The 18,172-nt window shown below is 45.3% G+C and carries 21 protein-coding genes and 2 tRNA genes (1 of these 23 running past the window's edge); 11 read left to right on the top strand and 12 right to left on the bottom strand.

Going from position 1 to position 18,172, the window contains the following annotated elements; all coding sequences use genetic code 11:
• The 3 genes from ACNQO6_RS09870 to ACNQO6_RS09860 form a co-directional block, all read right to left on the bottom strand.
• A tRNA-Phe gene (locus tag ACNQO6_RS09870) sits at positions 1 to 53 on the bottom strand; it reaches 123 nt to the left of the window's first position.
• 140 nt (positions 54 to 193) lie between these two features.
• A tRNA-Phe gene (locus ACNQO6_RS09865) sits at positions 194 to 269 on the bottom strand.
• 105 nt (positions 270 to 374) lie between these two features.
• The gene (locus ACNQO6_RS09860; protein WP_343581328.1) at positions 375 to 752 is read right to left on the bottom strand and encodes a GNAT family N-acetyltransferase; all 378 of its coding nucleotides are present in this window, start codon (positions 750 to 752) and stop codon (positions 375 to 377) included.
• A gap of 104 nt (positions 753 to 856) precedes the next feature.
• On the opposite strand from ACNQO6_RS09860, the gene hisB reads away from it, so the two are divergent.
• The 6 genes from hisB to hisA all read left to right on the top strand — a co-directional run bounded on the left by hisB (position 857) and on the right by hisA (position 4,964).
• Positions 857 to 1,450 (top strand): imidazoleglycerol-phosphate dehydratase HisB, encoded by a 594-nt coding sequence (hisB, locus tag ACNQO6_RS09855; protein ID WP_000194096.1) that lies wholly within the window; start codon positions 857 to 859, stop codon positions 1,448 to 1,450.
• Positions 1,450 to 2,067 (top strand): imidazole glycerol phosphate synthase subunit HisH, encoded by a 618-nt coding sequence (hisH, locus tag ACNQO6_RS09850; protein ID WP_416649871.1) that lies wholly within the window; start codon positions 1,450 to 1,452, stop codon positions 2,065 to 2,067. Before hisB ends, hisH begins: the two co-directional genes overlap by 1 nt.
• A 76-nt stretch (positions 2,068 to 2,143) precedes the next feature.
• Positions 2,144 to 2,638, top strand: a complete 495-nt coding sequence (locus ACNQO6_RS09845; RefSeq protein ID WP_005227742.1) for a DUF805 domain-containing protein — start codon at positions 2,144 to 2,146, stop codon at positions 2,636 to 2,638.
• Between the two features lie 138 nt (positions 2,639 to 2,776).
• Positions 2,777 to 3,304, top strand: a complete 528-nt coding sequence (locus ACNQO6_RS09840; RefSeq protein ID WP_440208860.1) for a DUF805 domain-containing protein — start codon at positions 2,777 to 2,779, stop codon at positions 3,302 to 3,304.
• Positions 3,305 to 3,407: 103 nt separating this feature from the next.
• On the top strand, positions 3,408 to 4,079 hold the full coding sequence (locus ACNQO6_RS09835; RefSeq protein ID WP_440208859.1) for a 3'-5' exonuclease: 672 nt from the start codon (positions 3,408 to 3,410) through the stop codon (positions 4,077 to 4,079).
• A 150-nt stretch (positions 4,080 to 4,229) separates the two neighbouring features.
• A complete protein-coding gene (hisA, locus tag ACNQO6_RS09830) occupies positions 4,230 to 4,964 on the top strand; it encodes a 1-(5-phosphoribosyl)-5-[(5-phosphoribosylamino)methylideneamino]imidazole-4-carboxamide isomerase (protein WP_005282589.1) in 735 nt (244 codons plus the stop codon).
• 46 nt (positions 4,965 to 5,010) lie between these two features.
• Here the strand turns inward: hisA and ACNQO6_RS09825 are convergent, their stop codons facing one another.
• Entirely contained in the window at positions 5,011 to 5,562 is a 552-nt protein-coding gene (locus ACNQO6_RS09825; RefSeq protein ID WP_262475599.1) for a helix-turn-helix domain-containing protein, read from the bottom strand.
• 158 nt (positions 5,563 to 5,720) lie between these two features.
• On the opposite strand from ACNQO6_RS09825, the gene ACNQO6_RS09820 reads away from it, so the two are divergent.
• Positions 5,721 to 6,563, top strand: a complete 843-nt coding sequence (locus ACNQO6_RS09820; RefSeq protein ID WP_440208964.1) for a DMT family transporter — start codon at positions 5,721 to 5,723, stop codon at positions 6,561 to 6,563.
• Positions 6,564 to 6,622: 59 nt separating this feature from the next.
• Here ACNQO6_RS09820 and ACNQO6_RS09815 read toward each other — a convergent pair whose 3' ends face one another.
• Both ACNQO6_RS09815 and ACNQO6_RS09810 read right to left on the bottom strand, forming a co-directional pair.
• Positions 6,623 to 7,882 (bottom strand): monooxygenase, encoded by a 1,260-nt coding sequence (locus ACNQO6_RS09815; RefSeq protein ID WP_440208858.1) that lies wholly within the window; start codon positions 7,880 to 7,882, stop codon positions 6,623 to 6,625.
• 12 nt (positions 7,883 to 7,894) lie between these two features.
• The gene (locus ACNQO6_RS09810; protein WP_396514082.1) at positions 7,895 to 9,145 is read right to left on the bottom strand and encodes an SfnB family sulfur acquisition oxidoreductase; all 1,251 of its coding nucleotides are present in this window, start codon (positions 9,143 to 9,145) and stop codon (positions 7,895 to 7,897) included.
• A gap of 355 nt (positions 9,146 to 9,500) precedes the next feature.
• Here ACNQO6_RS09810 and ACNQO6_RS09805 point away from each other — a divergent pair, with 355 nt between their 5' ends.
• Positions 9,501 to 10,901 (top strand): LLM class flavin-dependent oxidoreductase, encoded by a 1,401-nt coding sequence (locus ACNQO6_RS09805; protein ID WP_440208857.1) that lies wholly within the window; start codon positions 9,501 to 9,503, stop codon positions 10,899 to 10,901.
• Positions 10,902 to 10,933: 32 nt separating this feature from the next.
• On the opposite strand, the gene ACNQO6_RS09800 is transcribed toward ACNQO6_RS09805, so the two are convergent.
• From ACNQO6_RS09800 to ACNQO6_RS09790, 3 genes are read right to left on the bottom strand one after another with little or no spacing between them, the layout of a single operon-like run.
• Positions 10,934 to 11,329 carry a DUF4870 family protein gene (locus tag ACNQO6_RS09800; RefSeq protein WP_005227764.1) on the bottom strand — a complete coding sequence of 132 codons (396 nt, stop codon included), beginning with the start codon at positions 11,327 to 11,329 and terminating at the stop codon, positions 10,934 to 10,936.
• A gap of 29 nt (positions 11,330 to 11,358) precedes the next feature.
• Positions 11,359 to 11,982, bottom strand: coding sequence for a DUF1294 domain-containing protein (locus ACNQO6_RS09795; protein ID WP_440208856.1), 624 nt, complete (start codon positions 11,980 to 11,982; stop codon positions 11,359 to 11,361).
• A gap of 9 nt (positions 11,983 to 11,991) precedes the next feature.
• Positions 11,992 to 12,942 (bottom strand): homoserine kinase, encoded by a 951-nt coding sequence (locus ACNQO6_RS09790; RefSeq protein ID WP_440208855.1) that lies wholly within the window; start codon positions 12,940 to 12,942, stop codon positions 11,992 to 11,994.
• Between the two features lie 101 nt (positions 12,943 to 13,043).
• Between ACNQO6_RS09790 and hisF the strand changes: the two genes are divergently transcribed.
• A complete protein-coding gene (gene hisF, locus ACNQO6_RS09785) occupies positions 13,044 to 13,802 on the top strand; it encodes an imidazole glycerol phosphate synthase subunit HisF (protein ID WP_004657307.1) in 759 nt (252 codons plus the stop codon).
• 279 nt (positions 13,803 to 14,081) lie between these two features.
• On the opposite strand, the gene ACNQO6_RS09780 is transcribed toward hisF, so the two are convergent.
• Positions 14,082 to 14,732: a sterol desaturase family protein gene (locus ACNQO6_RS09780; RefSeq protein ID WP_440208854.1), complete on the bottom strand. Its 651-nt coding sequence runs from the start codon at positions 14,730 to 14,732 to the stop codon at positions 14,082 to 14,084.
• Between the two features lie 115 nt (positions 14,733 to 14,847).
• Between ACNQO6_RS09780 and ACNQO6_RS09775 the strand changes: the two genes are divergently transcribed.
• Together ACNQO6_RS09775 and aqpZ are read left to right on the top strand one after the other, a co-directional pair.
• The gene (locus ACNQO6_RS09775) at positions 14,848 to 15,855 is read left to right on the top strand and encodes an AraC family transcriptional regulator ligand-binding domain-containing protein (RefSeq protein ID WP_440208853.1); all 1,008 of its coding nucleotides are present in this window, start codon (positions 14,848 to 14,850) and stop codon (positions 15,853 to 15,855) included.
• A gap of 176 nt (positions 15,856 to 16,031) precedes the next feature.
• Positions 16,032 to 16,721, top strand: a complete 690-nt coding sequence (gene aqpZ / locus ACNQO6_RS09770) for an aquaporin Z (protein ID WP_004776159.1) — start codon at positions 16,032 to 16,034, stop codon at positions 16,719 to 16,721.
• 49 nt (positions 16,722 to 16,770) lie between these two features.
• Here the strand turns inward: aqpZ and ACNQO6_RS09765 are convergent, their stop codons facing one another.
• Together ACNQO6_RS09765 and ACNQO6_RS09760 are read right to left on the bottom strand one after the other, a co-directional pair.
• Entirely contained in the window at positions 16,771 to 17,013 is a 243-nt protein-coding gene (locus ACNQO6_RS09765; protein ID WP_202740404.1) for a hypothetical protein, read from the bottom strand.
• Between the two features lie 67 nt (positions 17,014 to 17,080).
• Positions 17,081 to 18,154: a DNA/RNA non-specific endonuclease gene (locus tag ACNQO6_RS09760; RefSeq protein ID WP_440208852.1), complete on the bottom strand. Its 1,074-nt coding sequence runs from the start codon at positions 18,152 to 18,154 to the stop codon at positions 17,081 to 17,083.
• Positions 18,155 to 18,172 lie beyond the last annotated feature (18 nt).

The following is an 18,172-nucleotide window of genomic DNA, read 5'->3' as shown; positions in this document are numbered from 1 at the left end:
CTGGGGACACACGGATTTTCAATCCGTTGCTCTACCTACTGAGCTATCACGCCAATGGGGTGTATTAAGCCGTATCTCGGCGCAATAGTCAATAATTATCATGAGCTTTTGATTTGATTGCCCATTTTTCAGGCAGTCATTTTTCAGTCAAAAAAAATCCCTGATGGGATCAGGGATTGAAAATACAAATTTATGGTGGCGAGACCCAGGATCGAACTGGGGACACACGGATTTTCAATCCGTTGCTCTACCTACTGAGCTATCACGCCAAAGTGGGCGTATTAAACAATGTTTGTTTAAGCCCGTCAAGCAAATTTGTGGATTTTTCGTTTAAGCGCTTAATTTTGCTACAAAGCCCCGCTTCAAAACAGCTTTTAGATTTTACCGATATGCGACAGGCAACGATGGATCGCCCCGCAACCTGGTTCAAACTGTTGCACGCCCTGCGCTTCTTCCATACGGCAGACCTCTTCAACCAGACGTTCTGCCACACCGCGGCCACGATTGGCGGGATGCACCACAATATATTCCAGAACACGGCTTTCACCTTGTCCTGTGGCCCAAATTGCACCTATAATTTTGGTGTTAAATTCAGCAGTGTAAACTGTGGTATATTGCTGTAGATTTTGTTCAAGTTGTTCCATTGCATCTTGCCCGTCGCCAAACTCTGGGCTGGTATCGTAAAGTCGCTCGAGCTGAGTACGAATTCCTGAATCTTCCAGAGAACTGTAAGCATGTACGGTAATAGGCATTGATTAACCCTCCTGAGCAAACTATGATGCTGTCACTTTTTCGTCACAGCGAAACTATTGGTTTTTAATTCAATCATTTTTGACGTTTTTTGAGGAACGTGTCCATGACGCAACGTATCAGTGAAGTGGTAAGAAATACCAACGAAACAAAAATTCGAGTTCGTCTCAATCTCGATGGTACTGGTCAAGGCACACTCAACACTGGAGTTCCATTTTTAGACCATATGATTGATCAAATCAAGCGTCATGGTCTATTTGATATCGATATTCATTGCGATGGCGATCTGGAAATCGACGACCATCATACCGTCGAAGACTGTGGCATCACACTAGGACAAGCCTTTGCGCAGGCACTCGGTGATAAAAAAGGCTTACGTCGTTATGGTCATTTTTATGCGCCTTTAGATGAAGCGCTGTCTCGTGTAGTGGTAGATTTGTCTGGCCGTCCAGGCTTATTCATGGATATTCCATTTACCCGTGCCCGTATCGGAACTTTTGATGTCGATTTATTCTCGGAATTTTTTCAGGGCTTTGTCAATCATGCGCTGATGACGCTGCATATTGATAACCTGAAAGGCAAAAATAGCCACCATCAGATTGAAAGTGTATTTAAAGCGCTCGCGCGTGCCTTACGTATGGCCTGTGAAATTGATCCACGTGCCGAAAATACCATTGCTTCAACCAAAGGTAGCCTGTAATGACCCGTATTGCGTTACTTGATTATGGCATGGGCAATCTGCACTCTGCAGCAAAAGCATTAGAACATGTCGGTGCAACGGTGGATGTAACCAATGATCCGAAACTGATTGCCAAAGCCGATAAGATTGTGTTTCCAGGTGTGGGTGCCATGCGTGACTGCATGCAAGGTATGCGTGAAGCAGGGATTGATGAGGTGGTGCGTCAGGCAGCCTTCAACAAACCTGTTCTGGCAATTTGTGTAGGTATGCAAGCTCTGCTACAAAGCTCGGAAGAAAACGGTGGCGTCGAAGCACTCGGTATTTTCGATGGTGTGGTTAAACATTTTCCTGAAATTCCAAATTTAAAAGTGCCACACATGGGCTGGAATCAGGTACATCAGCTTGATCCAGAGCATCCCATGTGGAAGAACATTGAACAAGATGCCCGCTTCTACTTCGTACATAGCTATTATGTTGAGCCAAGCGATTCGGCAATTATTGCCGCGACCTGTGATTATGGCGTGAACTTCTGTACAGCCATTCATAAAGACAATTTGTTCGCAACACAGTTCCACCCAGAGAAAAGTCATACGGCCGGTTTGCAGTTGCTGAAAAACTTTGTGGAATGGAAAATTTAACTGATCTGAAATTAAAAAATCGCCATATCATTTGGCGATTTTTATTGCCCATAAAAAATAATTCAAACGACGAATAATGATGCTACAACCTGTTTCTAACAATTTATCAAATCCGCTTAATCCGCAGGGCCGTTTTAGCCGCTTATCTTATCTGGCTTGGCAAACTGTCATTTTCCTGTTGGCGATTCCGCTAAACATTTACCTTAGCTATGAAATGTTTCAGATCGGCCTAGATGAAGCCTATAGACGCACAGACTTTCTGGCTTTATTTTTATTTGTGACCTTGGCGCTGTTTGTGGTCTATAGCAGTATCATGTTTGCCGTAAGGCGCCTGCACGACTGTAACCGTTCAGGTTGGTGGGCGCTGCTGCTGACCTTACCTTATCTAAATATATTGACGCTGTTGTATCTGCTGCTGGCCCGTGGGCAGCAGCAGCCCAATCGTTATGGGCCTCCGCACCCGACTGCTATCTGGGAGAAAATCATGGCCTATATCGGCTTAAGTTTAATGCTGATCTTCTCGGTACTGATATTTCTAGTAATCAGCAAAAGTCCTGTACTGTTCCACTAATCGAGTTTCATGGTTTGCTTTCTCTCTTAGCCTTCTAAAATCAGTTCAGAATTTCTGCTATTTTTAAATTTCTTGCTTATAATCAGATGCGATACAAAAATTTAAATAAGCATAAAAACTACGATTTACGAGGCTTTAATGAATACATCAACTCAAATACAAGATTCTGTTTTCAATGCTAAAGGGCGCTTTGGGCGGCTTGCCTATGCGGCATGGTCCTTTCTCAGTGGCATTGTTCTATGCGTGGTGATTTTTATCCTTGCCTTTATTGGCAGTCTATTTACAGGCAGCCAGAGTAATTTAGAAACAGGTGATTTTCCATTTGTTATCATAGCTTTATTCTTTATTAGCTACGTCATCCTGATCTATTTTTCCTTTGTGTTTAGCATACGGCGATTCCATGACCGCAACCAAACCGGCTGGCTGTCATTACTGATGCTTATTCCACTGGTCAACTTTATTGTGATGCTGTATTTATTCTGTGCCAAAGGAACAGAAGGACCAAATAAATTCGGTCCTGTACGTGCAACAGCTCCTTGGGAAAAAGTGCTGGGCTGGATTTATATTATCCTGATTCCGCTCATCCTTATTTTTGCCCTGATCGGCACCGCAGTGCCTGCCTATCAGGAATATCTACAACGCAGCCAGTATATTCAATCAGAATAGTTGCCCTCAGCGCTTCAATCCTTCTCAATCCAGCCAAGTTCCGACTTGGCTTTTGTATTTTGATAAAACCCTTTAAGCTCAGTTAACTGACTTGAGTTTTTAAATGCAGATGGACACACCTCAACACACAGCAACACCCTTAAGCAAGGAACAAATACGTGCCTTAGCTGCCTTTGAAAACCTTGCTTCAGAAAAGATCATGGTCATTCAAACGCTTGAACAATGCCTGACGCTACACGATCAACTCAGTTCCATTGCAGTGTTTGGTTTTGACAGTGAATCGAAACCGACCTTTAAAGTGGGGGAAAAGTCGACCGGCCCCCATGTCATCCAGCTTGCAACTCATGATACCGCCTATGTATTTCAGGTGAGTGCCGAAATTCTGGATTTTTTAAGACCGATTTTAGAAAATGAACAGCAACTGAAAGTCGGGTTTGGTCTCAAGAATGATGCACATATTTTCCGTAGCCGAGGTATCCAGCCTGCGTCACTAATTGAACTATCCAAAAGCTTTGGCAGTTTTGGCTATCGCAGCCAGGTCGGTGTACAAACCGCAATTGCCCTGCTTTTCCAGCGTTATCTGGCCAAAAGTAAAAAGATCAGTACCTCAAATTGGGCCGTTAAACGGCTTAGTCCACAACAGGTCAGTTATGCCGCAGCGGATGCTTATGCAGCATTGCTGGTATTTGAGCAGCTTTACCAGCAACACCGATTCACACCACAATTACAACAACAAATCATGAAAATACTTGAAGGATCAACAGACAAGGCTTAGAGATTGATCAATACTTTGCTAATATAGGGCACGCTGAACATTCAGAAATGCATTGCGTTATAGGCTAAATCGCCTGTTCTGTCGCAATCGTAGAGGGACGTTCAACAAGCCCTAATAATTTAAACTCTATGATGACGCAAGGAGCGGTGTATGCTAATCATCCCAGCAATTGACCTGAAAGATGGTAAATGTGTCCGTTTAAAACAAGGACGTATGGAAGACGATACTGTTTTCTCTGATGACCCTGTGGCGACTGCACAACATTGGGTGGATGAAGGCGCGCGTCGTTTACATTTAGTCGATTTAAATGGTGCTTTTGCCGGCACGCCGATTCATAAACCTGTGGTCGAAGCGATTGTACGGGCCCAGCCAGAACTGCCTATCCAGATCGGTGGGGGTATCCGTTCACTTGAAACCATCGAGCATTATTTAGAAGCGGGTGTGTCTTTTGTCATTATCGGAACCAAAGCCGTGAAAGAGCCTGAGTTTGTAGAAGAAGCCTGTAAGCGCTTTGCAGGCCGTATTATTGTCGGTATCGATGCCATGAATGGCATGGTGGCAACCGATGGCTGGGCCAATATTACTGAGGTCAAGGCGACTGATCTGGCCAAACGTTTTGCAGATGCAGGGGTATCCAGCATTGTGTATACCGACATTGCCCGTGATGGCATGATGCAAGGTGTCAACGTTGAGCAGACTGTTAATCTGGCAGATTATTCAGGCCTACCAGTAATCGCATCTGGCGGTGTGACCAATCTGGATGATGTTCGTAACTTAAAAGGCCAGAAAGGTATTTTAGGTGCGATCACGGGCCGCGCCATTTACGAAGGCACCTTAAACCTGCGTGAAGCACAATTATTGCTGGATGAAGACAACCGTCTTTAATCTTGCATAAAAAAAGAAGTTATCTGTCCAGATAACTTCTTTTGATTTAATACAGCACATGACGAATGAATTTTAATGGCTGTGTCCCTCGATTGGCATAACCATAACGAACCGAACTTTCAAATAAAATAGAATCCCCAGCCTGCACAACGCGTGTTTCCTGTTCCAATTCCAGACTCAACTCGCCTTCGAGTACATAAATCAATTCCTGCCAGCCTTGTTGATCCGCTTCGGCATGATAGACCTCTCCGACAGCCAGTGACCAGCTCCATAATTCAACCTGAGTCGAGACTGGAACCGAAGCTAATAGTGTCGCTTGACTGGCGGGCTGATGGCCTTGCCAGGCCAAGGTATTCACAATTGCGGATTCACCCAGTTCAGGCGGGCTAACAATACGTTTGAAATCAATGCCCAGTACGGCTGCAATCGCATCCAGTTTTGCCAGACTAATATTGACCTGACCTGTTTCTAAAGCGGCAATGGTACGGCGACTCACCCCTGCCCGGTCTGCCAGTTGTTGCTGGCTTAAATGACTCAGGTCCCGAAAATGACGGATATTTTTTCCTACATGGCTCAGGACAGCATCGGATTGGCGCATGGGCAACAACATTTAAAACTAAATCTTGCGCAATATATTGCACAATGTTCTCAATCAATGCAATATGTGCAGTATATTGCACGTTGCATAGGATTGTTGTTTTGGCCGCCTTATCCCAGTCTCCTAAAGCCGCCCAGTTTGCCCTGATTTTTATTACCATGATCTGGGGCGGTACTTTTTTAGCCGTGCAATATGCGCTGAATTTTAGTACGCCCATGTTTTTTGTCGGCTGCCGCTTTGCAGTTGCTGCTTTCGTCATCTTTTTGATCTCGATTAAATCCATGCGCGGCCTAACCTTAAAAGAGAGCTTGGCGGGCACCGCCATCGGGATCGTCATTGCGATTGGTTATGGCACGCAGACCATCGGCCTACAAAGTATTTTAAGCAGTGAATCCGCCTTTCTCACTGCACTGTATGTGCCCTTGGTGCCCATTTTAATGTGGCTAATCTTCCAAAAAATACCTTCCGTAATGACTTGGGTTGGTACTGCACTGGCCTTTACCGGCTTGGTCTTGTTAACCGGGAATGGCTTTTCCAGCATTAATTTCAGTTATGGACAAACGCTTACCCTGATCTGTGCCTTTGTGATCGCGCTTGAAATTATCCTGATTGGTTATTTTGCCGGGAAAGTTAATCTAAGACGGGTCACGGTGATTCAACTGGCAGTTGCTTCATTATTATCATTCGCCAGTATGCCCTTGGTCGGTGAACACAGTATTCCACCGTTTTCCTGGGGATTGCTGATCATTGCCGTGGCGCTCGGCTTAGCCAGTGCGTTGATTCAATTTGTGATGAACTGGGCGCAACGTATGGTTGACCCAACGCGTGCTGCGATTATTTATGCGGGTGAACCGGTTTGGGCCGGTGTCATCGGACGTATTGCCGGAGAACGTTTACCGTTACTGGCATTGTTTGGAGGACTACTGGTGGTGCTTGGGGTGTTAGTCAGCGAATTAAAATTTAAATTCTTTGCAAAAAAACCACTGCCAGAGAATAAATAGAGAGAACAAAGTGCACAACAGTTTTGGTTGAATACAATCTATTGTGCACCTTTCAACAATTAGGCCGGAATTTCCTGCTGATTCCTGGCTAAGGGACTATTGCCAATCTGCCACACATAGGGCAATGGCGCTTGATTGACTTCCCAATCGCCAATCACTTTCTGTTTATAGACCAATGGGTTGTGCGATGCGACCACACGGGCATTGCGCCAAAAACGGTCCAGCTGCTTGTCAGTGCTACTGGCCGATGCCCCCAAGGCATTAAACAGCTCACTACTTAAATTCAGTACCAGTTCGGCAATCACTACCTGTCCCTGCGCCGACACTAATTCAGCACGCTGATTGGCATCCAGCTCAGCCTGTTCATCATTTTGAAAATGCTGTAGATAAGCCGCATCTAGTGCTTCAGCAGTACTCAGTGCAATACTTTGAGCCGCATAGGCCTGTGCAGACGCTTTGCCAATTATTTGCAAAATTTGTGCATCTTCACGTACCAGACTGGCATTACCATGACTATAAATCCGCGTCCGCTGACGCACTTCCTGCTTAAAGGTCTCCACTGCACTCTGGGCAATCCCCGCCAAAGTCGCCAGATGGACCACTTGATAAAATGCGGTTTGATATTTAAAGCGGTTTTCAAACACCAGAATATGATCTCGTTCAATCTCCACATTGTTTAATGTCAAGGTCCCGCTGCCCGTGGTTTTTTGCCCAAAGCCATCCCAGTCATCCACAATATCAATGCCTTGTGCCTGCGTGGACACCGCAGCAATCACATGCTGATCGGTGGTTTCATCCAAAGCGAACAGGTCAATCCAGTCTGCGAAAATCGTGCCTGTAGAATAATACTTCTGACCATTGATACGGAGTTTTCCGTCCTGCACTGCCGTAACACGGGTTGCGACATCGCCAATTTCAACTTGACCAATTTCGGTCCATGCATTCCCCACAATCTCGCCACGGACAAAGCGTTCGAACCAGAGGGTCTGTGCTGCATTTTTTTGGGCATTTAAACGGTCTTCGACAAAGGCAAAATGCCCCCGTAAGGCCTGAACCACATTGGAGTCGGCCTGAGCCAGTTCAATCAACAGCTGAAACAGTTGCTTTTGCGAAACCCCATCACCACCAAAAGCCACAGGCACCCGTACCGCGCCAAAGCCTGCCTGTTTTAACCATTGAATCGGTTCATAGGGCAAGGTTCGGTTTTTTTCCCGTGCTAAAGCCCCTTCAGCAATGCGCTTGAAGATTGGACGGAACTTGCCCGCCACCTGCTCGTAATGTGCACCTAAGGAAAGATTTTGATTGCTTTGACTTGTCATAATACTACCCTCTTAGCTCCACGCATGACGCGGCAGTGCCACACCATTCAAATAGTAATTACCCACCAGATTGTATTTCCAGCGTACCGGATCATGCAGGGTATGGGTGCGGGCATTGCGCCAGTGCCGATCTAGATTCAGCTCGGATAAGGTGGAACGGGTACCCGACAACTCAAATAATTTATTGGCCGCCAAGAGTGCGATTTCAGTGGTTAGTACTTTCGATTCAGCCGTGAGTAAGGTTGCTTCTGTTACGCTGTCTTCGGTTGGATTGGCCAAAGCACGGTCAATCGCCTCACCGGCCAAGGCTAAAACCGCCTCTGCGGCACGCAGTTTAATTTTCAGCTCGCCAATATTGCTAATGGTATAGGGATCTTCACTGGCATGTTCCAGACCTGAATCAATCCAAGGACGGGCATGCTCACGCACATAGCGAATGGTTTCCTCAATCGCCCCACGCGCAATCCCCGCATCGACAGCGGACTGAATAATTTGTGAAATTGCACCTGCTGCTGTGGGACGTTCAAAAGCCTGATGGATCGGCACCACATATTTTAAATCGACCCGTACATGATCCAGCTGCACGCTACCACTGGCCGTAGTGCGCTGACCAAAACTGCTCCAGTCATTCACAATGGTCAAACCTGGGCTATGTTGTGGTACCAGTGCTGCAAATACTTTGCCCTCCTCACTGACCGCAACCACAGGAATCCAGTGTGCCAATAAAGCGCCTGTGGCAAAGAATTTCTGACCACTAATCAGCGCATAATCCTCTTTAAATTCAATTTTAGTGGTCAAATCCGCAACGGTTTTTGAGTTTTTTTCCGAGAATGCATTGCCTAAACGCTTGCCTTGCAGCACTTGATCAAAGAAAAACTGCTGCTGTTCCAATGATGCATCCAAACGGATATGTTCTAAAAAGGCCCAATGATTTTGTGCAATCTGCCCTAAAGATGAATCGGCACTGGAAATAATCGTCACGACTTCAGCCAAAGTTTTATAACTCACCCCTGCACCACCGAACTGTTTTGGAATATTGATCCCCCACAGGCCAGAGGCGGAGTATTGCTGGATTTCCTGCAGGGGCAGCTTGCGTTCATGATCACGTTTTGCCGCCTCTTTGGCAAAAGCAGCCGCTATGCGATGGGCCACGGCAAGGGCTTCTTGATCTGAAGCAATCACATGTGCGGGCGTATTATTCAAGTAAAAATCTTGCGGAATACTCTGTGCATCTTCCAGTTTTATTTCTATTTTTGAGGTCATTATAAATACTCATTTTTCCAGTTATAAAAATAAACTAGCACTATTTTTATTGCATATTTATAAGTTAAATATAGAAACTAATCTTTTTATTTAAAATAAACCCAAACCACCACTTATTTATTTAAAAAACAATTTAAAATCAATAACAAACAACCCAGCAAGAAGGATAAGCGCGCCAACAATATTTGCCCAAGTAAAACAAAATAACGTTTTGAATTTAATAAAAAATAACCATTAAAACCACAACCCAAAATCACGTTAAAAAGATTCATGATAAACATTGATTTTTTTATGATTAATCAATTCAATCTTTTTTAATTAACATCAATAAAAATCTTTAATTTCGTAAAGACCAATGACTAAGCAAATTAGATTTAATGCCTTTGAAATGAACTGTATTGCGCATCAATCACCTGGATTGTGGCGCCACCCTCAGGATCGCTCGACCGAATATAAAGACCTCGACTATTGGACCGATTTGGCCAAGATTTTAGAGCGCGGCAAGTTTGATGGTGTTTTTATTGCCGATGTTTTAGGTATTTATGATGTTTATCATCAATCGGCAGAACATGCACTCACAGGGGCCGTACAGGTTCCGGTGAATGATCCTTTGCAAATTGTGCCTGCGATGGCGGCCGTCACCAAACACTTGGGCTTTGGCCTGACCACTTCGATTTCTTTTGAACATCCCTATCCTTTTGCACGGCGCATGAGTACCTTGGATCACCTGACCAAAGGGCGTATTGGCTGGAATATTGTGACGTCCTATCTGGAAAGCGGTTCCAAGAACTTAGGACTCAAAACCCAGGTCAGCCATGATCAACGCTATGATATTGCTGACGAATATTTAGAAGTGCTCTACAAGCTCTGGGAAGGTTCATGGGAACAGGATGCGGTGTTACGTGACAAGGAACGAGGGATTTTTGCAGATCATCGCAAAGTCCACCCCATCAATCATCAAGGCCAATATTTTAACGTTCCCGGCATTCATATTTGCGAACCTTCACCGCAACGCACCCCTGTACTCTATCAGGCAGGTGCATCCAGCCGTGGACAATTGTTTGCCAGCCAGAATGCTGAATGTGTGTTTATTTCTGCACCGACCCAAGCAGCCGTGAAAAAACTGGTGCAAGGCATTCGCACTAACCTGATTGAACAAGGCAAAGATCCACATTCGGTCTTGATCTATACCATGCTGTCGATTGTAGTGGATGAAACCGATGCAAAAGCCCAAGCAAAATTTAAAGACTATCAAAGCTACGCCAGCTATCACGGCGGGCTTACTTTGGCATCCGGCTGGTCAGGGGTAGATTTTTCGCAATTCCATGCAGAAGACAAAGTTGAATATATTCATACCAATGCGATTCAGTCGATGCTGGATTCTTACGTAAAAGCCGATCCAAATCGTGTCTGGACCATTGAAGAAATTGCAAAATTTATCAGTATCGGTGGTAATGGCCCAGTTCTGGTGGGTTCAGCATCCACCGTAGCAGATCAACTCCAAGCATGGATGGAAGAAACCGATATTGATGGCTTTAACCTGGCCTATATTCTGGCGCATCAAACTTTTGAGGATGTGGTGGAGTATCTGGTACCAGAACTACAGCTGCGTGGCGTGTATCCAGCTGAATACCCCGAAGGGACCTTACGTGAAAAGCTGTTTGGGCAAGGCCCACTGCTGCCTGAACAGCATCGTGGGGCAAGCTATCGCGATCATTGCATAGCGAGGAACAACAATACGATAGAACTCGCTTAATCGTTGCACTTTACCAAACGAGTTCTGATCGATTAGCCTTGGTACATCGGCTTGTTATCATTCAAGGCAATCAGACCACGGATGGCACGATAGACGATCCAGATCCATGCCCCGAAAATCACCGCAAAAGCAAAGGTGGTTGCAGAAATAGCGACACCTGCAAAGGCAGTGCCATTATCGCCTGTCAGGAACAGGAACGAGAACGGGATAAAGGCAATAATATTCCAGGCCAGATACCACCAGAAGGTCCGGATTTGCCAGGTAAAGTGACTTTCAAAAATCGAGCCTTGGACATCACTGCGTTTGACATAGTTAATGATCAAGGCAACGATCGCCAATAAACCCACCGTAAAAATTGCAAGGATATAAAGGATGTACAGGACCAGAGTCAAAGTACGATTCGGATCTTGATCAACGGAATAATTCATTTCTATTTATCTCCAGAGCCAGACTCCGCTTAATATCTATAAAACACATTAAGAGGAGAAATTAACCAACATATCAACAATATATTGAAGACTATGGTACAGAAATAAATCTTACGAAACGGTTGTTTTTGTGTTTTATGTCTCAGTTTTTGCTGTGCAAGCCAACCGGCGCACCATCCTCCCAAAGCATCCACAATATGCAGGGTCTGCTCGGGAATACGGCGATTCCCGAGTTGCGCCGCTTCTTTGTCCTGCGCATACAGCCAATAACTTACCACATTCATCAAGCTGACAAATAACAGGGTATACGGCGGCAATAATTTGCTAAAGCTGGCGACCACCATAAAGACAATATAAATCACAATGGCAATCTGCATGGCCGACCACGGTTTAGCACTTGTTGGCTTTTCGGCTTTGGCTTTATGTTCAAATACTTGCGAGGCTTTTAAATACACGGCTTGCTGAGCGCGATAACGACCACGCTCATCCAGAATCACCCCGTATTCCAGCGCACAACCGATAATTGGCCTTGGCCCCGTGCGAGCAAAGTCTTTAATATGAATAAAAACACGTTGTTTTTTCGGGTCATTGGGCTGAATAAAGCCATAGCCTTTATCATCAAACCACTCCACTAACCGACCTTGATCGCGCATGATATTTTCCTAGGCTGTGATTCGTTGTAAACGGTCTTGCATCATCATGCGCATTTGTAACGGATCTTTTTGCAAAATATCATCGCCGGTACGCCCTTGCTCGGCATTTTTCTGTGCTACTTGTAAGCGCATGCTCCAGAAACGACAAGCCGCCATCGCCAGGAAGATATTTAAACAGGCCAATTCATCCTCAGTCAGCGTACGAATGCCTTGATAGGCAGCCAGGAAGGCATCGGCCTTGGCTTGATCGAGATGGGCTTGTGGATAGGCGGTACAGAAGTCATTGATGCTGATCGCAATATCAAACAACCATTCATCCTGATTTAATTCATAAAAATCAAGGATGCCTTGTAACTGATCGCCTTCAAATAAGGTATTGTCTCTAAACAAATCTGAATGAATAAAACCGGTAGGACGATCTGGATGTTGCTGGGTAATCTGTGCAAACTGCTGAAAAACCTGGGCCAATAAAGCCTGATCGTCCGCATTCATTTGTGGCTTAAGCTGTGCGGCCACATCCGACCAGTATTGATGATTCCGGTTAAAATCACGCTCCAGCGGAAAGCCCTGCAAGGCCAAATGTAATTTTGCCTGCGCCTGTGCAATCGCCTGAATTTGCGCAATGCTGGCATCTTCAGGATGCTCGCCCATCAAGCGTGGTGCAATTTGTGCCGGCTTATCGGCAATGCTATGAATCGCCTGTCCACTGTGCTTTAACGGTACCGCCACAGGCACGCCGGCCTGACCCAAACAATCCAGCACGGGCACCAATTCGCCTGCCCCTTCAGCATCTAACTCTTCAAACACCGTTAAAACATAGTGTTGCTGTGATTGATCCACCAAAAAATAATTGGTGTTTTGAATACCGCCTTGGATTGGAATCAGGTCAATCACTGCTAAACCATAGGGTTCGGCAAAGGCTTGAACTTCTTCTAAACTCAACGGGGTATAAACCGACATGGAAAACCTGCAAAAAATAGCTGTGAAGTTTGATAGAATACCTGTTCCCTCCATGAAGGTGTAGCACCCCTTTCTTTATTGGCGATTTTTTGGAAAATTTTATGCTCGCAAAACGTATTATCCCTTGCTTAGATGTTGATAATGGTCGAGTCGTCAAAGGCGTTCAATTCCTTGATATTCGTGACGCAGGTGACCCTGTCGAAGTGGCACGTCGTTATAACGAACAAGGCGCCGATGAAATCACCTTTTTAGATATTACTGCTACCCATCATGGACGCGACACCACCTACCGTACCGTAGAACGCATGGCAGAAAGCGTGTTTGTACCGTTAACTGTGGGTGGTGGTGTCCGTAAAGTTGAAGATATCCGTTTATTGCTGAATGCCGGTGCCGATAAAGTCAGTATCAACTCGGCAGCGGTATTTACCCCTGAATTTGTACAGGAAGCCTCGCAACGCTTTGGTGCTCAATGTATCGTGGTCGCGATTGACGCGAAAAAAACCGGCGAGAACAAGTGGGAAATTTTTACCCACGGTGGCCGTAAACCGACCGGCATCGACGCGATTGAATGGGCCGTAAAAATGGCCGACTTCGGTGCAGGCGAATTGCTGATTACCAGTATGGATGCCGATGGAACCAAAGCAGGCTATGACATTGCCTTGATGCGCCAGATCAATGACCGTGTCAATATTCCCACCATCGCTTCAGGCGGTGTAGGTAATTTACAGCATTTGGCTGACGGTATTTTAAAAGGTGGTGCAGATGCGGTGCTGGCGGCTTCTATTTTCCACTTTGGTCAACATACTATTCCAGAAGCCAAACAATATCTTGCAGCACAAGGTATTGAAATGCGTCTCTGATACATCAGGGATAGAAATATGAACCTCTCTGATGAGAGGTTTTTTTATGGAAAGCTTTTTACGGGCAAAAAAATACCTTGCTGGGCAAGGTAAGAAACGGCGTTATATAACGCTAGAGGGTAAAACATACATATCCATTTTGAGCAAAATGTGGTCAAATATTTTGCCTGAGCTAAATTAGCGCTTAAATCTATAGAAATATTGACATTAAAAACCAGTTTTATTGACAATTCACGACATAGGCCCATCAAAGTCGACTGCAGATTAATTTAATCCTGTTCAAGCTACCGATTCTTGCTGTTCTATTTCAGTCTGCTTTACTGATGATGCCACCAATTTAGGTTTGTGTTCCACCCATTTTACCGGGAAAACAGCCTCTACTGCTTGAGTCAGTGCTTTAGACAATACTGCTGGCAAGCGGAGACCCAATGGATTGGCCTCTTTTAAGTCTGCAGATGAGACCACACGGGTACCCATCACATAATCAAACCATGGTCGGGTCACGCACCAGTTGGCATCCTGATTGGAATTCATATGATGATCATAATGCCAGGGAATGGTTCGTTTGGCCCAATCCGGTTCCAGATGCGCACGACGATGTACATAATAGTAATTGCCTGCACTATATAGCGCCGCCAAAGACATGCCCTTTGAAAGTGGATAGAAGGCCACACTGGCAACACCGGCCACGACAGCCAATGACATGATTTCATTACGGGTCCGCCAATGCTCAACACCTTCTACATAACAGTCGTCAGAGAACTGCTGCTTACGTACTTCACGGTGATGGGCCCAGTGCGATTCCATACTTTTCGGCACTGGACTATAGCGTGGCTGACCTGGACGATGCACGCCATGCAAAATATATTTATGGGCAAACCATTCAAATGCGTTCGCCACTGCCAAGCCTGCGATAAAACCCTTAATCATGGTTTTCTCCCCATGTTTCCTTATTTTTATTCAGGATATAAATTTTTGTAGGCGAAGTATTGACGATGCGATATATTTATATTGACAAAACACGACAAGCGAACAGGTGGACAGGATGTCACAGCTCAAGCACTATACCGGCTCTGTTTTTGGTGGTTTGGGACATTTATTAAAAGCCTATTGTGAAGCAGAACAGATTGCCATTCCTGAACAATTACAACAAGTTCAGAATCAGGAGCGCTTTGATTATGTCATCTGGCGTGATCTGCTGGAAGAGCTGTATCGCCTGCATCCCAGAACAGGGTTAGGTCTGGAAATCGCCGCCTATGTGCAGCCCAAACACCTTGGGATTATTGCCTATCTGGCTTTGTCCTGTGAAAATCTGGGTGAAGCTTTAGCGCGTTACCATGACTTTCATCGCCTGATTTATGATGGCAGTCCTCTGGTGGTCGAGTTCGACAATGCTTATGCTTCAATTCGCTGGGAAGCGCCTGAACCGCATCCCACCCAATTGACCGATGAAATTGCCATTGCCCTAATGGTGCAATTTCTCAAGCTATTTATGTCGGGTGATACAATTCATCTGCATGAAGTGCATTTCGTCAATGCCGTGCCCAAAAACATCAGCATTTATGAACAGTATTTCCACTGCAAAGTGCGCTTTGATCAGCCTAAAACACAGTTACTGCTTCCGGTCAGCGAGGCGTTTAAGCCCTTACGTAGCGGTGATCATACCTTGCAGCAATTACTGCTACAGCAAGCTCAAGCTTTGCTAGAGCAACTGCCTCATTCGACCCAACTGGATCAGCGCCTGCAACATGCCATTTTAACTGGCCTGCAAAAGAACCAATATCAGCTCGATTTTATTGCCGAAAAACTGGGCCTGTCCGTGCGCCAATTACAGCGTCATTTACAACAACAACACACGACTTTTCAGCAACGGGTGCAACAGGTGCGCTTTATGCTGGCGACTGAATATCTCAAAGACCCGCATCTGAGTTTGCAGGAAATTGCACTACTGCTCTGTTATTCTGAACAAAGTGCTTTTCAACGTGCTTTTAAGATTTGGACCGGGCAAACCCCGCAACAGTGGCGAAACAACAACATAATTTACAATTCTTAATAAAATTATTCAGGAACTAACGGTTTCACAACTGATCGTTTTCATTGCACGTTTTATACAAGAGCCTATATACCTGTGTGAAATAGTTCACACTTTTTCACACGGTTGACACATATCCATAATAACGTTTTGGATGCTTGTTTTTTTTATTTTTTAAAACATGTTTGGTGATAACAATGAACAAATATTTAGCAGAATTTCTTGGTACTTTTTGGCTTGTTTTTGGTGGTTGTGGTAGTGCGGTGCTTGCAGCGGCATTCCCGGAACTTGGGATTGGCTTTTTAGGTGTTGCGCTTGCATTTGGTTTAACCGTTTTAACAGGCGCTTATGCCTTTGGTCATATTTCTGGCGGTCACTTTAACCCTGCCGTGAGTGTCGGGTTATGGGTCGGTGGACGTTTTGATGCCAAAGACCTGGTGCCTTACATTATTTCTCAGGTGATTGGCGGTGCGCTTGCCGCATTCGTGCTGTACATCATCGTACAAGGTCAGGCTGGCTTTGCGGGTACAGGTGGCTTCGCGACCAACGGTTATGGCGAACTTTCTCCAAACCACTTCTCTGTGGCTTCAGCATTCCTGATCGAAGTAGTCCTCACTGCATTCTTCCTGATCGTGATCATGGGTGCGACGGACCGTCGTGCACCCGCTGGCTTCGCACCGATTGCAATTGGTTTGGCGCTTACGTTAATCCACTTGATCAGTATTCCTGTGACCAACACATCTGTTAACCCTGCACGTAGTACAGCGGTTGCTTTATTTGCTGAGACTGCTGCACTTAGCCAACTCTGGTTGTTCTGGGTTGCACCAATTATCGGTGCCATTATCGGTGCAGTGATTTACAAAGTGGTGGGCAGCGAGAAAAACTAAGCACATCACACCGCATAAAAAAACAGCCTGTATCGGCTGTTTTTTTTATTTATAAAAATGGATTTTCAATATCCTGTTCAGGCTGACGCTCGATCCGTTCAGGCAGTTCCTGTTTCTCCAAGGCCGCCACCACCTCATTGATAAAGCCTTGTAATGCCTTTGCGGTTTTTAAACCAGCCTGATCTTTGGTGATTTGTAAATTGCCGTACAAGCTCACACAATCCACCTGATTTTCCAGCGTCAGGTCATAAATTGCTGACGACTCATCACCATGTTCAAAAGGTTTAAACATCTTTCTCTCTCGTTATTGTTGTCTCTCACCCAACATGAGCCAAGCAGAATCACTTTGCAAGCGTTTCTTAGCGCAACATTTGTAAGAAATACTGTACCAAGGCATTGATCAACTGGTTAATCATGGCCTGTTTGGTCTGTTCATCAATTTGTGGCAACTTGCTGCCTGCCGACTCAGTTGATTGTGAGGTAAATTGACGCTGCTGCGCCTGAATGGCATCGGTCTTGGCCTCTTCCGCACACTGGCTTTGTCCATCCCAATGTGAGTAACTGATGTCTTTATTTGGTTTCACCTGTTGCGCGGACAAAGGCAGCTGATAGACATTACGTTTCTGCTGTTCGGTTAATTGCGGGAATAAATTAATTCCCAGCTTTTCTTCCAGATAGCAGACACTCACTACTTTAACCTGCAGTGAATTATTGTTCGGTGCATAATAGGCGCCAATAATGCCCTGCTTAGGTAAATACACCGCTTTATACACCGCGGTCGGGACAATGATCCCTTTACCAATGGTTTTCAGGCGTTTGCCTTCAAAGACAGGCCCGGTCAGCACATAGGCATCTTTATGCTGTTTGGTGACCATAGAGCGTACCGCTTCTTCCAGTTTGCGCCACACTTCCTGATTATTTTTCGGTGCTTGCGGCACCATATTGGCCAGGGAGAAACTGTCATACTGGGCTGCGGTATTACTCATATCTCCGTTCGGTGCCATATGGCCACGGTCATAACCTGAACCACGATAATCCGATAACAACGCGCGATGCGCCAACTGCACCCGGGTTTCTTCATGGAAATTATCTTCACGTTTGATTTTGACACTTAAACGTTCAGGGGTGAGATATTCCGCTGACCACAGCGGGGTCTTGGAGATACCCGAATACATCACATTGAAGTCATTAAAACACAGGGCATAACTGTCTTTTTTCAGACTGTCCTTGCTCAATAACGGTGGCACATCACGATAGAACTGTTTTAAACAGGCGCCATTACTGGACTGGAACGGAATCAGTTTCGAAATTTTTTCATTGCCAAACGCAATCGCAAAACTTCCCGTTGCGACCACGGCCAGCACAAGCTTTCCAACATTCTGGCTCAAAAAAGCAAATGGTGTTTTACCCTTTCTGGTTGGTTTCTTCGCCATAACTACATCAAAATCAAT

It is taken from the genome of Acinetobacter calcoaceticus, assembly GCF_051947995.1.
In the GTDB taxonomy this organism is placed as follows: Bacteria; Pseudomonadota; Gammaproteobacteria; order Pseudomonadales; family Moraxellaceae; genus Acinetobacter.
This window is presented reverse-complemented; position numbering and strand designations above follow the sequence as displayed.

Excerpts from the sequence above, each read along its gene's own strand:
- aqpZ (WP_004776159.1), top strand. The coding sequence starts at position 16,032 with ATGAACAAATATTTAGCAGAATTTCTTGGTACTTTTTGGCTTGTTTTT.
- hisB (WP_000194096.1), top strand. The coding sequence starts at position 857 with ATGACGCAACGTATCAGTGAAGTGGTAAGAAATACCAACGAAACAAAA.
- ACNQO6_RS09845 (WP_005227742.1), top strand. The coding sequence starts at position 2,144 with ATGATGCTACAACCTGTTTCTAACAATTTATCAAATCCGCTTAATCCG.
- ACNQO6_RS09825 (WP_262475599.1), bottom strand. The coding sequence starts at position 5,562 with ATGCGCCAATCCGATGCTGTCCTGAGCCATGTAGGAAAAAATATCCGT.
- ACNQO6_RS09780 (WP_440208854.1), bottom strand. The coding sequence starts at position 14,732 with ATGATTAAGGGTTTTATCGCAGGCTTGGCAGTGGCGAACGCATTTGAA.
- ACNQO6_RS09840 (WP_440208860.1), top strand. The coding sequence starts at position 2,777 with ATGAATACATCAACTCAAATACAAGATTCTGTTTTCAATGCTAAAGGG.
- ACNQO6_RS09800 (WP_005227764.1), bottom strand. The coding sequence starts at position 11,329 with ATGAATTATTCCGTTGATCAAGATCCGAATCGTACTTTGACTCTGGTC.
- hisA (WP_005282589.1), top strand. The coding sequence starts at position 4,230 with ATGCTAATCATCCCAGCAATTGACCTGAAAGATGGTAAATGTGTCCGT.
- ACNQO6_RS09775 (WP_440208853.1), top strand. The coding sequence starts at position 14,848 with ATGTCACAGCTCAAGCACTATACCGGCTCTGTTTTTGGTGGTTTGGGA.
- ACNQO6_RS09790 (WP_440208855.1), bottom strand. The coding sequence starts at position 12,942 with ATGTCGGTTTATACCCCGTTGAGTTTAGAAGAAGTTCAAGCCTTTGCC.
- ACNQO6_RS09835 (WP_440208859.1), top strand. The coding sequence starts at position 3,408 with ATGCAGATGGACACACCTCAACACACAGCAACACCCTTAAGCAAGGAA.
- hisF (WP_004657307.1), top strand. The coding sequence starts at position 13,044 with ATGCTCGCAAAACGTATTATCCCTTGCTTAGATGTTGATAATGGTCGA.
- ACNQO6_RS09810 (WP_396514082.1), bottom strand. The coding sequence starts at position 9,145 with ATGACCTCAAAAATAGAAATAAAACTGGAAGATGCACAGAGTATTCCG.
- ACNQO6_RS09805 (WP_440208857.1), top strand. The coding sequence starts at position 9,501 with ATGACTAAGCAAATTAGATTTAATGCCTTTGAAATGAACTGTATTGCG.
- hisH (WP_416649871.1), top strand. The coding sequence starts at position 1,450 with ATGACCCGTATTGCGTTACTTGATTATGGCATGGGCAATCTGCACTCT.
- ACNQO6_RS09860 (WP_343581328.1), bottom strand. The coding sequence starts at position 752 with ATGCCTATTACCGTACATGCTTACAGTTCTCTGGAAGATTCAGGAATT.
- ACNQO6_RS09760 (WP_440208852.1), bottom strand. The coding sequence starts at position 18,154 with ATGGCGAAGAAACCAACCAGAAAGGGTAAAACACCATTTGCTTTTTTG.
- ACNQO6_RS09815 (WP_440208858.1), bottom strand. The coding sequence starts at position 7,882 with ATGACAAGTCAAAGCAATCAAAATCTTTCCTTAGGTGCACATTACGAG.
- ACNQO6_RS09765 (WP_202740404.1), bottom strand. The coding sequence starts at position 17,013 with ATGTTTAAACCTTTTGAACATGGTGATGAGTCGTCAGCAATTTATGAC.
- ACNQO6_RS09820 (WP_440208964.1), top strand. The coding sequence starts at position 5,721 with ATGATCTGGGGCGGTACTTTTTTAGCCGTGCAATATGCGCTGAATTTT.
- ACNQO6_RS09795 (WP_440208856.1), bottom strand. The coding sequence starts at position 11,982 with ATGCGCGATCAAGGTCGGTTAGTGGAGTGGTTTGATGATAAAGGCTAT.